Source organism: Microbacterium sp. zg-B96 (assembly GCF_030246865.1).
GTDB lineage: Bacteria > Actinomycetota > Actinomycetes > Actinomycetales > Microbacteriaceae > Microbacterium.
Genome location: NZ_CP126738.1, coordinates 2,273,516 through 2,290,109, shown reverse-complemented (window position 1 = coordinate 2,290,109; position 16,594 = coordinate 2,273,516). Strand labels below are relative to the sequence as shown.

The window sequence follows — 16,594 nt, the reverse complement described above, 5'->3', positions numbered from 1 at the left end:
ACGATCTAGGTATGACGAAGAACCTCCGCATGATTGACCTGTTCGCTGGCTGCGGGGGCATGACGGTCGGCTTCGCGAGCGAGGGGTTCCGCTCCGTGCTGGCTGTGGAGTGGGACAAGGCGGCCGCAGCGACGTATGCGGCAAACTTCGGCGAGAAGCATGTAATCGCGGGGGACATCGCAAGCGTTCCGGACGAAGCGATCCCGGAGACAGACATCATCATCGGAGGGCCGCCCTGCCAAGGGTTCTCTAACCTCGGGCTGAAGGACATCAAGGATCCGCGCAACCAGCTGTGGCGCGAGTTCATGCGCTTCGTCGAGCACTCTCGCCCGAAGGTCTTCGTCATTGAAAACGTCGACCGGTTCGCTAAATCGCCGGAGTTTGCCATGCTCCTTGCGGAAGCGGACCACGGAGCTCTGGCCGAGTATGAGCTCCAACACGCCGTGCTGAACGCCGCCGACTACGGAGTCGCACAGCGCCGCAAGAGGACGATCGTCATAGGTTCACGGATCGGACGAATCGACTTGCCTGCACCTACGCACGCGAAGGATGCTGGCGAAAACTCGGACCTTCTTCCATGGAGAACGGTGAAGGACGTGATCGGCACCCTCCCTCCGCACCCGGAGAGCACGGATCTCCCGAACAGCCGATCTGCCTTCTTCGGGGAGGAGATGCCCGGCGTATTCCGCGGACTCGATTTGCACATCCGCCGAACACCGACGAGCAAGAGCCTGGATCGTTATAGCTTTGTCCCGCCCGGCGGAGGTCGTTTCGATTTGCCCGATGAGCTGCTGCCGAACTGCTGGGCGAGGAAGCCGACCGGAACGACGGACGTGATGGGGCGCCTTCGATGGGATATGCCGTCCGTCACGATCCGGACGGAGTTCTTCAAACCTGAGAAGGGGCAGTACCTGCACCCGCAATGGGAGGCCGGTGAGTGGGTGGAGGCGTATGGGAAGCACCGCAGCGACCCGGTGCGGTCGGTTGATCGCGTGATCAGCCACTACGAGGCGTCGCTCATCCAGGACTTTCCCGCCGACTATCGATGGGTCGGCACGAAGATACAGATTGCCCGCCAGATCGGGAATGCTGTTCCTTCAGGCCTTGCGCGCGCCATCGCGAGGCAAATCAAGCCGCGCCTTGCACCTCAGACGGTCGAGAGGGCTGAGAGGGAGCTGGCTTTCGCCTAGCGTCTCACGCGCGCAGCATCACCAGATGCCGGGATGAAGAGGCGTCGATCCGATCGATGCGACGATTCCAGTCGCGCTCGTCGCCATCCACGCCCCGTCCTTGAGGTCGAAGCCGAGCTTCTCTGCTCGTATCTGGTCTTGCACCCACGTCCCGACCAGAACCTCCAGGCCCGAGGTCGAGCGGACCGCATCTTTTGCCTGTCTTGCTCGACGCAACGGGTCCTTATTCCCGAAGCAAACCGTCTCGATCGAGGATCTCGGGATCACCGTGTCGGGGAGGAAACCGAACAACGCGGTGAGCCGTGCAGTCTGCCCAACCCTCGGCGCGAAGACGACAGCAAGCTGCTCTGGCGTAAGCCGGGCTAACGGCTCGGCGGGCAGTGGAGTCCAAGCAACCAGCGGGATTGAGAAACGTCTAAGCGCCTCAGCAGCGATGCCGCGTTTTCCGTCCTTGTTCGCCCCTTCGTTCAGCCAAGCTCGATGGGTACGCATTAGGAAGGCGCGGTGGCGTCGCATCGCTGTGTCGACCTGGATGAGGATGCTGATTTGGCACTGCCCTTCGGTAGGGATCATCCAATTTGATCGAATCGTCGCTTTGAGTTCCACCGGGACATGGAGTATCCGCGTGTCCAGCGGGGGCTCCTTGTATAGACCAAGTTCGTTGAGTACCCGGTACTGGAGCTTCGTTCCCACGGATGCGCGTTCATCCGAGTCGACTTCAGGGCTAAGCAGGTCGAACCGTCCGGTTCTAGCACCGTCGAGAACATACCGGACAGCGTCATCAACGGCGCGGGTGAAGTGCATTGATAGCGGGCGTGACATAAGCCATGCGCTTACTTTCTGCAGTTCGAGGTCGTCACACGCGTCCTCGGTCACATGAGCCCTGGCGGCGTGACCGGGTCGCTCGTCTGGCGCGCAGATTCCGCCCGCCAGCACCGCAGTTTTCCTCACTCTCGAGACGCTATCGCATCGGTTGCGGTGGAGACGGCGAGCAACAAGTACGCCCCGAAGATGATTCGATTCCCACCCAATTAAATAGTGAGTACTCGACGGAGACGCGTGAGGATGCCCGCGGAAGCCAAGCGCGAGCATTCGACGGCGATAGCGGTCCGTCACGTCGCCGGGATCCGCGGAACGGCCCCAAGACATTGCATGCTGTGGCGCTGCTACGAGGACGACGAAGGGGCGACGCCGGGCATCACGACCGACGCAGCGGCGGAGATCAGCCCGTTGGCGCGGTCGACGCCCGCTCGAGGCTCTCGTCGACGTGTCGACGCTCACCATCGCCTGCATATTCGTCGAATCAAATCTACTGTGGGAGAAGGAGGCACCTCGGATGTGGGACAGCGGGTCGAACGCCCAAGCGTCGAGCGGCGTGTCATGGGCGAGCACGCCCAGTAGTCGCGCTTCGATGCAGTCGAACCGCGGCCGCGACACGTCGCCAGAGATCCTGGTTCGGCGGCATCTGCATGCGCTCGGGCTCCGCTACCGCGTGTCAGTCCGTCCTGTTGCGAATCTACGACGCACCGCCGACATCGTCTTCACCCGGGCGCGCGTCGCAGTTTTCATCGACGGCTGCTTTTGGCACGGATGCCCCGAGCACTATCAGGCTCCCGCTCGAAACGGCGAGTTTTGGCTCACGAAGCGGCTGCGCAATCGCGAGCGGGACGACGAGACGAATCAGGTGCTGCGCGGTAACGGCTGGCATGTCTTGCGGATCTGGGAACACGAGGTCCGGAAGGACGCGGCAGCGGTCGCCCTGAAGATCGCTCACGAGGTGCGTGCTAGATAGCGCACGCTGACGGTCAATCGAGCAGGAACCCGCCGGGCGCGCTCTTCCGCGTGATGACCAGCTGGTCGCGCGCGGCTCGCGGCGACATGGAGGATCGAGCGGAACTGGTTTCCTTGTCGGCTTGTCTGCCTCCGACTAGCCTCTGTGCGCCCGGGGCCGGGGCGAAAGGCGCCGTCCGACACATCGAAGAGGACGACGACGGGAGAAATCCAGGCCCTCGGGGGTGTGCCTCTTCAGGTGACCGGCTGCCCGCGGCCACCCGTGGCGCGTTGACGAGGGCGTCGGGGAAGTCGCGTTCAGCGAGCTATTGCTGCGCCCCCTTGGCACCCATGTTCGACGGACCCAGTACCGTAATCGTCTCGGGACGGACACCGTCTTCGTCGATCCAGCGCGGGATGTCCGACGCGCTCATAGCGAGACGGCGTGACCGCCCTTGAATCTGGGTCCGTTGTGCTTGAGCACCGTCGGGCACGTAGATGCGATGCAGGCACGGGTCCGCCGATCTCGGGTATAAGAGCTTTCTCATTCTCTCGTATGCTCGCGAGTGATGTGAGCGTTTCCTCTGATGTCGGAGGTTGTGCGTAGCGTCGCTCGGCTGGGCGGAAGCCTGGTGTGGACCATGGGGGTCCACTCGCTGGGAGGGGAATCAGAGATGAGCTGGCCGGAGCTTATGGAGCCTGAACTGCAGGCGTACATCGAAGCGCGACAGGCGACCGCACTGCGGACGTATGAGAACGATCCGGACCTGCTCATCGAGCATGTCCGCCAGGAAGACAGCTTCCGCACCGGCGGCTACGGCACACGCCAGATCAGCGAGTTGCTGCAGAACGCGGTCGACGCCGTGGGGGCGTCGGGTGGGACGGGGATGGTCGAACTCCGCCTTGCCGACGGCGCGTTGTATTGCGCGAACGAGGGACAGGGATTCACCCGGGATGGTCTGCGTGCGGTGACGTACGCCTTCCTCAGCACCAAGCGCGGCGAGGAGATCGGCCGCTTCGGGCTGGGTTTCAAGAGCATCCTGGGGATCACGGATCATCCCCAGATCTACAGCCGCAGCGTCAGCTTCGAATTCAACGCGCCCGACACTGCGGAGCTGTTTTCCGGACTCCCCATGGAGGGCGGGCGGCTGCCGCTGCTGCGCATCCCGACGCTGGCCGAACCGTCACGCGCCGCCGCGGACGACCCGAATATCGCTGAGATGAGAGGGTGGGCGACCACGATCGTGAAGCTGCCACTCATCCGCGAGGGCGACCGGCTGCGCAAAGAACTCTTGGACTTCAGCGTCGAGTCACTCCTCTTCTTCAAGCCGCTCGAGCGTCTGCGCATCAGCGTCCAGGCGTCTCCCGGAGCGGCGCCCGATGCCCGGGATTATGTCCGCGTGGGTCACCCCGATGACGGTGAGGTCCACCTCATCGCTCCCGGTGGTGAGAGGGAGCGGTGGCTGTATGCGGAGCGGGAGTACCGACCGACCATCGACGTGGCGTCGACCCTGCCGCCGACCGCGCAGCGTGAGGCGATGAAGGTGTCCTACGCCGTGCGGCCGGAGGTGCGCGCGGGAGTGGGGCGCCTCTGGGCCTGGTTCCCGCTGAACGACGAGACCACGGCCAGCGGCGTGTTCAACGCCCCTTGGCAGATCAACGACGACCGCACGTCTCTTGTACCGGGCTCACTTCTCAACCGCGCGATGCTCGGGGTCGCCGCGGACCTCTTCCTCGACGTGGCGACCCGCGCCTCGACCCCGGCGGATACCGGTGCCCACCTCGATCTGTTCCCTGCGCGCGGACGTGAAGCGCGTAGCAACGCCGACACGTTCCTGTCGGACGAGATCCCCCGCAGGGCGATCGTCAGGCCGATGATCCCGGACGTCACGGGTGAGTTGAAGGTGCCCGGCTACTTCGTCCGCGTCCCCGATCTTCAGAAGACGCCGATCCCGCCCAGTGCGGCGCGTGCCTGGCAGGAACGCGCCCCGCGGTCGACGATGCCCCACTGGCAATGCTTCACGACGCCGACGCGACGGCTTCGACTGCGCACGCTGCTCGGCGGATCCGATGAGCAGCGCTCGTCGCGGGAAGCATCGGTCGCGTCGTGGCTCGAAGAGCTCGCGCGCCGTGGTGAGATGGCCGACGTCGAAGCGGCGCTTTTCATCGCCGCGTCGCTCGCGCCCGTCTCTTCGGAGATGAAGGAAGCGGTGGGTTCGGCGCAGATCGTCCCGCTCGAGGATGGCGGCTGGGCTCGTGCCGGCGCGAGTGCGTCGGTGCTGTTGCCCCTCGACGGAGCCGTCGTACCGGCGGGCGTCAAGCTCGTCGACCCGCAATCGGCGGCGTTCGGTGACGTTTCGGATCACTTGCGGGCGCTGGGCTTCCGGGTGGTTTCCGCCGATGAGACAGCGTCGGCTCTCGGACACGGCGCACGCGATCGATGGTCCACGCAGGAGTGGCGACGGTTCTGGACCGTCATCGGCGCCGCGAGTCCGCATGTCGCGGCCACGGTGATCCGCGGCATCCGCGGCAGGGGCGTGGACGTGCTTCTGCCGACGAAGGCGGGGACGTGGCGCCCCGCCTGCGAGGTGCTGGCAGACCCCACCTTCGCGACGGAGATCCTCGATCGGCATGTCGACACGGAGCAGGTGCCGAACATGACGCTCGTCCGCGAAGCGGGCGCAGTCGACGCGCCGAAGCGAGGGTATCCGCTCCACCGCGAGGCGCTCAGGTCGCAGTATGTCGCCGCGATCGAGTCGATGGCGCGCGCCTACTTGGCCCGCGAAGGTTACGAAGCGGTTCGCGTCGTCGTGCCCGACACGGACGGAGTCGGCCCGCTCGCCATCCTCCAGGAAAAGCTGACGGACGCCGAGAACGTCTTCTGGACCCGAGCGGTGCTCCGGGCGATGCCGAGCCGCGATGTCATCCTCAAGGTCCCTCTCGGGCGAGGCAAGACCGCGGAGATCCCCGCCTCGTCCTTCGAGTGGTGGGCGGTTCGGGGTTTCGGGAAGATCGCCACCACGCTCGGCCCGTGTGAGCTCACATCCGCTGTGTCGTCGCGTCTCATGCAGTTCGGTGCTTACCTCCCCGTCGCCGCGGACGCTGAGCTGAGTGCGGTCACCGGTCTCGCCGCCGAGGTGAGCTCCGTCCCGGACTCCCTCCTCCGCGACTTCCTGGGCAAGGAGGGATACCAGATCGCATCCACCGGCCCGGACGCATTCGTGGAACTGCTGCGGGTCTGCGCTGCCCGTGATTCGCTCTCTGCGCCCGGCATGATTCCTGCGGTACTCCGTGGGACGGTGATACTCGCGCCGGCCAACGAGGTCGCGGTCACCGACAAGGGCTCGGACGTCGCGGCGCTCGACGAAGCCGGGGTTGCGCACATCCCCACGCACGGCGAACACGGTGCGCTCGTGAACCGATGGAGCCTCTTGACGCCCGGCGAAGCGCTTCAGCAGTCGCTGGAGGTCAGCGGCATGAGCGATACCACTCCTGTTCTCGACCTTTACCCGAGTCTCCAAGCCCGAGTCGTCACCCGACTCGCCAAGCAGAAGCTCGCGCGCGCGGAGTCGATCGCCCGGGTTCTGCAAAGCATCCACGGCGTGACCAAGCGCCGTCTCATGGCTGCCAAGCAGGACGGCGTAGTGATCGTCGACGCCTCGATGGATGATCAAGGAGTGCTCGAGCAGCTCTCTGCCGCGCTCGACCTCGGGCTCTCCGCGGACGACGTGCGGGGCGTGATCGAGGACGATGAGCGGATGCGTCGCAGCGGACTGATCCAGAAGGCTCAGCTCGCCCGGACGAACGAGGAGAGACTGCTGATCCTCGTCGGGGCAGACACCCTCCGGCAGCGACTCCCGAAGGGCCTCCTGCCGGCGGTCGAGTCGCGCACCGGCGAGCTGGGTGATCGCGAGACGGCGGAACTGTTCCTGCAGGTTCAAGGGCAAGACGCGGTTCGCGCGATCCGTGACGATCTGGCTCGCGCGGGGATTCCTGTTCCCAAGCAGTGGGACGGCTCGCCGAGTGCGCAGAGCGCCGTCAAGCGTCTGGGGTTCGACACCTCCTACGCCGGCAGCCGTGAAGCGCGGCGAGCCTCTGTGACCCAGGTGCAGGGACAGGTCTTCCTCAACGAGCTGCACGACTTCCAACAGGCGCTCGCGGCCCAGATCACCGATCTGGCCACCACGAGTGATCCCGTCAGGAAACGCGGGCTGCTCTATCTCCCCACCGGTGCGGGTAAGACCCGAGTCACCGTCGAAGCCCTGCTTCACCTCCTCAAGAGCGGTGACATCGAGGCGCCGGTGCTGTGGATCGCGCAGAATGAGGAGTTGTGCGAGCAGGCGATCACCGCTTTCGCGGAGGTGTGGCGCTGGATGGGCGATGAACGCCCGCTCGACGTGAGCCGTTTCTGGTCGGGTCACGAGCTGGATGAGTCCAACGAAGAGCTGCAGGTCGTGGTCGCGATCGACGACACGCTGGTGAGCCGACTTGACGAGCCGCAGTACGGCTGGCTCACTGGTCCTGGAATCGTCGTGATCGACGAGGCCCATACGGCGGGCACAAAGACCTACACGGCGATCCTCCGTTCGTTGGGCCTTACAGCGAGACGTACCGAGCGTCCGCTCCTCGGTCTTACCGCCACCCCCTACCGAGGGCGGAGTAAACAACTCACCGAGAGCTTGGTGGAGAGATTCGGCAGCAACCGCCTCGAATCACTTGACCCCGATAACGCGATAGGAGAGCTGCGCGGACGCGGAGTTCTGTCTGAAGTGGATTACGACATCCTTGACGGCGTCTCGATTGCCGTCGACGATCAAGATGCTGAATTCCGAAAGTGGAATGAGGTCACGCCGAATATGCTCGCCCTGATCGGTCAGGACATGGGGCGTACACAGGGAGTCGTCGACCACATCCGCGGTCAGCTCACTGACGAACCAGACTGGCCCGTCCTCGTCTTCGCGGCATCCGTTGCGTCCGCCCACACCATCGCAGCCCTGCTGCGCCTGCAGAATGTGCGGGCGGACTCTGTAGACGGCGGTGTACGCAAAAACCAGCGCCGGCGCGTGATCGAGCGCTTCAAGTCGGGTGAGTCCCAGGTGCTGGTGAACTGCGACCTCCTCACGCAGGGCTTCGATGCGCCGAAGGTACGGGCGCTCTACATCGCACGGCCCACCTTCAGTCCGAACCGATACCTGCAGATGGTCGGCCGCGGGCTGCGCGGTCCGGCCAATGGCGGAACGGATCGCTGCCTCGTCGTGAACGTCGCCGACACATTTGAGCAGTTCGGCAAGGAGCTGGCCTACAACGAGTTCGACTACCTCTGGAGCAAGAAGTGACCGACATCATCGACCACGAAGCCGCTGCCGACCCGGTCACGGATCCGCGCGCCGGACGAGACGCCGTGACGGAGGAGTTGCGTCGACGCTGGCTCGGCCCGCTCGGGGGCGATGAGGAGATCCTCGACCGCAGCCCCGTATACGCGTACCTCGTCGGCACCCTCTATCCCGTCGAACGAGGTGTGGCCGCTCCCGTCAGTGACGACGTCGAGGCGGAGAACGTGGACGAGACTCCACTGGATTCGCCGGAGATCGATGTCGCCGACGACTTCGACGCCGCGACCGGTGACATCGACGATGAAGACCCGGGAATCAACATCACCGGCGCCTTCGGGTGGGCACCCCAGTCCATGGGCGTGTCGTTCGTGCACTCGGGCGACGTCATCGCCGTCGACATGGACGCGGGCGTCTACACCAAGGTCGATGCGGCACCATCCGAAGGCGACGAGCAGGCGGCCGCCGGCAAGCGGGAGCGCTGGCGCCGCCGTCAGATGACGACCCGCGAGATGGTCACCGTGACGGGCTCCGGAAGCGTGATGGTCTTCGACGGGCGTGCGCGCCTGTCGTGGCGGTCCCGGATCCACCAGGGCAAGCGACTGACGACGGTGTCCCTGTCGAACGCGGAGGAAGTCGGCCAGGGCGAGGCCAAGCGTCGACCTGATCTCTGTCTGTTCCAAGTTTCGATGGAGTGCACCGACGACGGCGGACTGTCCCCGTACCCTCAGCTCGGTACATCCGACGAGGAAGATCGCGAACTGGCCTTCCGCTATCGTCACAAGCCGACCTATGCGATCGGCCACGGTGTCGCGGTGGAGTGGACACCGGCCGTGGCTCCGATCTCGGTGTCGACGACCGTGCTGCCCTCGGTTGAGGTGCCGGCGATCCGCGCGAAGGTCGGCTCGGGAGACGTGTACTCGATGCGGTGGTTGTCGGACGACGGCCTGAGCTCCGCGGACTACGCGGAAGCGCTCCGCGTTGTCGCGTCCGACTATCGGACGTGGATCGAGGGTCAGCGCCGGGACGCCGAAGACGTCGTGGGCGAGGCGCGCATCGTGGCCGACCGCATCGTCGACCGGCAGGATCGGGCGGCATCCCGTATCGAAGAAGGCGTCGCGCTCCTCGCGTCCGATCCGGACGTCCTCACCTCGTTCCGCATGGCCAACCGCGCGATGCGCTGGCAGATGCTGAGGCAGGGGAAGAAGGTCGCCAAGGACACGCGCTACGGGGCGGCGCTCGATGCGGACAAGGGCGCGGATGAACCGCAGTGGAGGCCTTTCCAGCTCGCCTTCATCCTGAGCGCCCTCGCCTCGACCGTGGACGAAGACCACGAGGACCGCGAGCTCGTCGACCTCATCTGGTTCCCGACCGGCGGAGGCAAGACGGAGGCCTATCTCGGGCTCGCGGCGGTGGAGATGATCCGCCGCCGTATCGTCGGCGGACAGAAGGGCGGCGGACTGGCGGTCCTCACCCGCTACACGATGCGGCTGCTGACCGCCCAGCAGTTCCAACGGGCGGCGACTCTGATCTGCGCGCTCGAACTGCTGCGCGATGACGACGAACGTCTCGACGGGGCGCCCGCATTCTCGATCGGCATGTGGCTCGGCAACTCGACGACCCCGGGGACCTACAAGGCGGCCGCGAAGCAGATGAGGCAGGTGCGCGCTCAAGCCACTCCCGAGAATCCGTTTCAGGTCCTCGTGTGCCCTTGGTGCTCGCACCCCATCATGCCGCCGCGGCACACCTCGCGGGATGAGGCATACGGCGTGCGCTCGTCTGACTATGGATTCGAACTGTTCTGCCCCGACGAGGCGTGCCCGTTCCACCACGGGCTACCCGTCCAGGTCGTCGATGAGGGTCTCTACGAGAACCCGCCGACCATGCTGGTGGCGACGGTCGACAAGCTCGCGCGTCTCGCCTGGATCCCGCAAGGCGGGCGGCTCTTCGGTGCGCACAGCGTTTCGCTCCCGCCCTCGCTCATCATCCAGGACGAGCTTCACCTGCTGTCCGGACCGCTCGGGACGATCGTCGGCATATACGAAGCGGCGATCGGAGCGTTGCTGGGGTGGCGCGGCACAGCGCCGAAGGTTGTCGCCTCGACAGCGACCACCCGGGCATCTCGACGTCAGGTGGAGGGCCTGATGGCGAAGGATGTCGAGTCCTTCCCTCCTACGGGGCTCGACGCCGATGACAACTACTTCTCTGAGCCCGACCCGGACGCGGCCGGCCGCCTCTATCTGGGCATCATGCCGCAGGCGCACACCCCGTCGTGGGCCGTCGGCCAGCTCTCGGCGGAGCTGTTGAACGCCCCCGTGGCGGTCGGCCTCGCGGGCGGAGCGGCGGACGCTTATTGGACTCTCGTGGTTTACCACAACAGCCTCCGTGAGCTCGGCCGCACGGTCACCATCCTCCGAGATGATGTGCCGTCGAACCTCATCCGGCGGCAGAAGTCCGAGGGACTGTCGCGCGCGATCGGACGAGACGGTGTCCACGAACTGAACGGCAACGTCGACTCCGCCGAACTGATCGCCCTGCTCGCGCGGCTGGAGAAAGGGCCTGACGACGCGCAGGTGATCGATGCGCTCGCCACGACGAACATCATGTCGGTGGGCATCGATGTGAGCCGGCTCGGCGTCATGCTCGTCAACGGCCATACCAAGACGACATCGGAGTACATCCAAGCGACGTCGCGGGTCGGCCGAGGGAAGACCCCGGGTCTGGTCGTCACCATGTTCCGATCAGGCAAGGCACGTGACCGGTCGATCTTCGAGTCGTTCGGTCCGTACCATCAGGCGTTCTACCGCTTCGTCGAACCCTCCAGCGTGACGCCGTGGTCGCCGCAGGCTCGGAGCCGGGCTCTTCGGGCGGCGCTCGTGATTCTGGTCCGTCACGGTGTGGGGCTCTCGGACAACCCGGATGCCGCGCTCTTCGACCCGGAGTCCGCGGGCGTCCGTAAGGCGGTACAGCTTCTCAACGAACACGTCGCGCGAGCCGATCCGAGGGAAGCCGAGAAAGTGGCCGAGCAGATCGACGAAGCGGTACTGGAGTGGGTGGACGCCCGCAACCGGGCCCAGCAGGAGGGTAAGAAGCTGGTGTATCAATCACGCGACCAGGATGAGCGGCTGATGAGACAGTTCACCGAGCCGGGCCGGGGGTGGCCGGTGATGAACTCCATGCGCAACGTCGACGAGGTCGTGCGGGTGCGGGCGAACGGAGAGCGTCGTGGCTGAGCTGAACGTGAAGACGATCCGCGCGTCGGAAACGGTGTCGCCTTACGGCCCGGGGGCGATCGTCGACATCCTCGGTCAATCGTTCATGGTCCCGACGGGCGACCGCTGGCCGTCGACCAAGGTGCGGAGCAGAGTCAGCTCAGACCGACTCGTCGACGCCCTCGGCGTCGACGACCTCTGGGCGGCGCCGACGACGCACAGCCCCGAGAACCAGAAGACGCCCGGACTCGAGTTCGAACGGTTCCCGGGTTGGCTCTTCTGCCAGGTCTGTCGTCGGATGGTGAAGTGGACGCGGTCCATGGAGACCGGTCGAATCCCGCAGTGTCCGGAGGCCGCGTGCGACGGGCGACTCGTACCGATGCGCTTCGTCGCGGTGTGCATGTCGAACAGTCACCTCGCCGACATCCCCTGGGTCGAGTGGATGCATCGCGACCATGACGGCGACTGCGCGGCATCCGACAAACTGAAGTTCGAATCTGCGGAGGGGCGAGCAGAGGGCCTGAGCAGCCTCCAGGTGCGATGCGATCGTTGCGGACACCGCCGCAGCCTCGGCGACCTGCGCCGCGACGTCCTCGCTGTCGAGGGGTTCACTTGCCGCGGGAAGCAGCCGTGGGAAAGCAGCTGGGGACAGTGCGGCAAGCCGATCGATCCGCAACAACGCGGAGCGACGAGTCTGCACTTCTCCGACACGATGAGTGCGATCGACATCCCCACCGTGGAAAGTCGCACTGAACAGCACCTTGAGAAGCTTCGCGCTCACAAAGCCTTCGCAGCCCTTGCGGTCGTGGGCGACGAGACGGCCCGTCAGATCCTGGTAGCGCAGATCGCGGCAGAAACAGGGATTCCTGAGGCCGTCATCCTCGAACTGGCGGTGCCTGCCCCGGCCGGGGGAACCCTCGACGTCCGCGCCACCAGAAGCGGCCTGCTGGCTGCCGAGTACGAGGCGTTCATCGCGGCGTTGACAGACTCGGCGCCGACCGAGGGGTTCTCCACTCGGGTGACGTCTCTGTCGACTGACGCGGCGGGCGGACGGCTGGGCGGCCTCCTCTCCGATGTCGTGCTGGTTGACCGGCTGCGCGATGTGCGCGCAGTACTCGGTTTCCGCCGCTACACGCCCGAGGCCGCGCTCGTCGCGGCGGCACCCGTTCTGCCGCATGAGCGCAAGTGGCTGCCGGCGATCGAGGGACATGGGGAGGGAATCTTCATCCGCTTCCCGGAGAAAGCCGTGCGTGCCTGGGCGGGGCAGGAGGAGGTCCAGAGTCGCGGCGACCAATTGCTCGCCAATCAGAATCCGTCGGGTCTGGGCGGGCGGCTGCACGTCGTATCGCCGGAGTATGTGCTTTTGCACACGTTCGCCCATCTCATGATGCGCGAGCTCGCATTCGGCAGCGGCTACACCGCGGCATCCATCCGCGAGCGGATCTACTGCGAGTCGGACGGCGACTACGGGGTCTTCATCTACACGACGTCGTCCGACGTCGAGGGAACCCTCGGGGGGCTCGTCCGACAGGGTGAACCAGACCTCCTCGCTCCCGCGATCGTCCGCGCCCTCGAGCAGGCAGCCTGGTGCCCCAATGACCCGGTGTGCATCGAATCGGAACCGCAGAGCATCGACGGCCTCAACCTCGCCGCCTGCCACGCCTGCTGTCTTGCATCCGAGACGTCGTGTGAGTCGCAGAACCTCCTTCTCGATCGGGCGCTCGTCGTCGGCAGCGACGATGTGCGCGGCTACTTCGACGGCGTGCTGGATGCGATCCTCGGGCAGCGCACCGGCCGCGCCTCGGAAATCGGCTGAGCATGTCGGACCGACCGATCCTGCTCTTCCTGCATGGGGTGGGCACCGGAGACCGCGAAGATCTGTGGAAAGCGAGGCTCACGGAAACCCTCACCGCGCTCGGCTATCCGCGTCTCGACACTGCGGAAGTCATCGCACCCAAGTACGCGCACGCGCTCAGAGGGTGGGACGAAAAGGTGGATCTCCCTCCGATCACCGTGAAGCAGCCGGGACGCGACGCTGCAAGGCAGAACCGCCGGGTGTTCGAGCGTCGCATGGGGGCGATCGAGTTCAGGCTCGGCCGCCACAGTCCTGGATCCGGTCTGCCGGGTGGTGACGTCGCCGTGGGTGCAGCCGTGGCCCTTCCGCCGTTCAAGCAGGCGCGCAGCTACCTCACTGATGGCAGGATTCGCGCGCAGGTCTTGGACCGCATCCTTGCAAAGCTCCCCTCCTCGGGGCGGATCGTCATCGTTGGGCACAGCCTCGGATCGGTCATCGCGGCGGACCTCGTGCGTCGACTGCCGGTCGCTCTCGAAGTCGTGGGGATGATCACCATCGGGAGCCCTTTGGCGCACGCCGGCTTCGACGTCGACAAGCTGAGGGAATCGCTCAAGGAGCCGCCGGCGAACCTCGCCTGGTGGGTGAACTTCTGGAACACCTCTGACTTGGTGGCAGCACACCGCGGCCTTTCATCAGTGTTCCCCTGGATGATCGACTTCCGCATCGACACGAAGGCACCGCCCTCCAAACGGGCTCATTCTGCGATCGAGTACCTCGGGGCTGATGTCGTCGCCGAGGCGATCGGCTTCGCGTTGTTCGGCTCCCGTTCGAAGGAAGTCGCGAGGATCGGGCGAGTCGCGGACATTCCGCCGGATGCCACCGAACTGCTTGCTCTCCTGGCGTTGCGCTACGCACATCTCATCAAGCTGGGGCTGGAGGGAGATGTGCGGGAACGGTTCGCCGGCGCGCTCCGCTCTGTGCAGGCGACCGTCGTCGATGAGTTGGTTGCGCGCAACGCCGTCACCGGCAGGCAGACTCCGGCTGCACTGGCCTCGCTGGCATTCGACCTATCCGACCCCGCGGTCGACGCGCCGGAGCCCGCGCCCGCAGTGCATATCGTCAAGGACGAAGCGGTCGTCGTGCTGACGCTCCTCGCCTCCGAAAACCTCATCCGGCCCTTCGAGATATCGATCCCGACCGAGAAGCTCCGAGGCGCGATGCAAGATCTGACCGCGGAGATGGGTCTGGGAAGCAAGTACGGCACGGATGTGTTCGATGCCTCCAAGACGGCGCGCGAGATCCTCGCCGGTAGGACCGTGAATTGGCTGAAGTGGGGCGCGCTGGGGGCCGGTGCGGCGGCGATCATCGTGGCGACCGGCGGACTGGCGCTCGCAGCGGGTGCGGGTCTCGCGGGCGCTGCGGTGGTGACCAGTGCGCTCGCGACCTTCGGGCCCGGGGGCATGATCGGTGGGCTGCTGACGGCCGGCACGCTCGTGACAGCGGGCGGCGGAGGAATCGCCCTCGGACTCGCGAGTCCGAACACGACGGCCGAGGCGCTCGAGGAGGTGGTGCAACGGTTGCTCGCGACGGAGATCCTGCGTCGGCGCCAGCATCTGGAATCCGATCCCTCCGTGTGGCAGACGCTGGTGGAGACCGAAATCAACGTGCGTCGCGAGCACGAGCGTCTCGACGAGTTCTCGGACCCCTCGGCGCCTGGAATCAAGCAGCTCAAGGCGAAGATCGTCGCCGTAGAGCGTGCGCTGGATTACCTTCGCGAGAACGCGCTCGAACCGGAAGTGGAGGCTGCGCTGGAAACGTGACCAAGCGTGGAGTCGAGGTCGTGCGGAGAACCGACGGACGGACGGGTAGCCTCAGCAGCGTGGACCGAGACGAAGAGCTTCAGGCGATGCAGATGTACGGTGCGGAGGATGCTGAGGACCTCGCGATGATCCTGGACTACCTGGACAAGACTTAAGAAAGCATGAGGATCCACGGGTAGCGGCTGCCGGTTCGCTCTGCCTGCACGAGAGCGGGCCGGCGGAACACCACCGAGTCCGTTTACATCGCTCGGATCCGGCGCCGGGCTTCTAGCTCAGCATTCCGAAATAGGAAGCCGGGAAAACCGAGGAATGGACTGGGTCACGCGGGTGCCCACGGCAATCGACCTGCTGGAGTACGGTGGCCGCCACCCGGTGATGGTGTACGACGCGAAGTACACGGCTGCCTCGTGTGCCGGCCGGCAACCGCACGCAGATTTCGATCAGGTGCTCGCCTACTGCACGACGGCCAGCCTCGATCGCTGCTGGTGTACGCGCAGGGCGGCGAGCCCGTCGACCGCCAGGTGGTGAACTCGTGCGTGACGATTCGAGAGTGGCCGCCCGACCTCGCGCTCTCACCCGCCGCGATGCTCGACTCCGTCCGGCGAGCTGTGGATTCGGCATCACGCCCGCTCGCGCCGATTCGGTTCTCGGGGCCTGCGAATGCGAGTGTCGCTCCCCTCCGATAGTGTTGCGACGTCACGCGCACTGGGGCGACGTGGCGATGGGGGAATCTGATTATGCGCACCGTAATTCGACGATGTGCCCAATCGCGGGCTGAGCGAACGGAATCGGGCCGATGAGGGGGGTGCGCCGCACTTTTGTGGCTCTCGCCGCGCTCTCGGTCGCGGGTCTCATTGCGCTGGTGGCGCTGATGGGAACCGGCGTGTTGGGGCCGTTCATGAACTCGGCGCTGGCCGCGGATTCGGAGTCTCGCAGCACGCAGATGCGCCAGGCCATCACGACGGAGGAGCAGGTTGTGCTCGTGAGCCTCGGCATCCAAGGCATTGAAGAGGAGAGCGCGAACAGCAGTTTCTTCGGCATGGAAATACCCGGCAGCGATCGGGCATCGTTCTTGCGGTATGAGTTCACAGCGAAGCTAGGCCTCGAGGGTGCTGACGTCGACATTGAGCAGACCGCAGAGAACGACTTTCTCATCTCGATACCCGAGTTCATTTTCATCGGGCACGAGTTCATCAGCGACGACGGCTCGCCCTTCAAGGTGGTCGTGCAGAGCAACGGCGCGCTCAGCTGGGTGACGCCCGAGATCGATGACACCGAGATGATCAACAGGGTTCTGAGTGATCCTGTGCGGTTGGACTACATCCATCAGAATCGGGCGCTTCTGCAGGAGCAAGCGAGGACCTTCTACTCCGGCATCGTCCACGGGGTGGACCCGAGCGCCGAGCTCACCTTCGACTTCCATTGAGCGCGCACCGCGGCTCGCTTTCCGTCATGACCGGAGACTCACAGATATCGC

Annotated in this window: 8 protein-coding genes; 7 read left to right on the top strand and 1 reads right to left on the bottom strand. The window is 65.5% G+C overall.

The window, feature by feature from the left end:
* The first annotated feature begins 11 nt into the window (after window positions 1–11).
* Window positions 12–1,190, top strand: a complete 1,179-nt coding sequence (locus QNO11_RS10695) for a DNA cytosine methyltransferase (protein ID WP_257508293.1) — start codon at window positions 12–14, stop codon at window positions 1,188–1,190.
* Between the two features lie 18 nt (window positions 1,191–1,208).
* Here the strand turns inward: QNO11_RS10695 and QNO11_RS10690 are convergent, their stop codons facing one another.
* Complete coding sequence (locus QNO11_RS10690) at window positions 1,209–2,141, bottom strand: NaeI family type II restriction endonuclease (protein WP_257508294.1); 933 nt, start codon at window positions 2,139–2,141, stop codon at window positions 1,209–1,211.
* Between the two features lie 316 nt (window positions 2,142–2,457).
* Between QNO11_RS10690 and QNO11_RS10685 the strand changes: the two genes are divergently transcribed.
* The 6 genes from QNO11_RS10685 (at window position 2,458) to QNO11_RS10660 (ending at window position 16,543) form a co-directional block, all read left to right on the top strand.
* Window positions 2,458–2,982, top strand: a complete 525-nt coding sequence (locus QNO11_RS10685) for a very short patch repair endonuclease (protein WP_308211127.1) — start codon at window positions 2,458–2,460, stop codon at window positions 2,980–2,982.
* 652 nt (window positions 2,983–3,634) lie between these two features.
* Window positions 3,635–8,296, top strand: a complete 4,662-nt coding sequence (locus QNO11_RS10680) for a DEAD/DEAH box helicase family protein (protein ID WP_257508295.1) — start codon at window positions 3,635–3,637, stop codon at window positions 8,294–8,296.
* Window positions 8,293–11,523 (top strand): helicase, encoded by a 3,231-nt coding sequence (locus QNO11_RS10675; RefSeq protein ID WP_257508296.1) that lies wholly within the window; start codon window positions 8,293–8,295, stop codon window positions 11,521–11,523. The genes QNO11_RS10680 and QNO11_RS10675 overlap by 4 nt, the downstream gene beginning before the upstream one ends.
* A complete protein-coding gene (gene drmB / locus QNO11_RS10670; protein ID WP_257508297.1) occupies window positions 11,516–13,318 on the top strand; it encodes an MrfA Zn-binding domain-containing protein in 1,803 nt (600 codons plus the stop codon). The genes QNO11_RS10675 and drmB overlap by 8 nt, the downstream gene beginning before the upstream one ends.
* Window positions 13,319–13,320: 2 nt before the next feature.
* Window positions 13,321–15,117 (top strand): alpha/beta hydrolase family protein, encoded by a 1,797-nt coding sequence (locus tag QNO11_RS10665; protein WP_257508298.1) that lies wholly within the window; start codon window positions 13,321–13,323, stop codon window positions 15,115–15,117.
* An 805-nt stretch (window positions 15,118–15,922) separates the two neighbouring features.
* A complete protein-coding gene (locus QNO11_RS10660; RefSeq protein ID WP_257508299.1) occupies window positions 15,923–16,543 on the top strand; it encodes a hypothetical protein in 621 nt (206 codons plus the stop codon).
* Window positions 16,544–16,594: the final 51 nt, after the last annotated feature.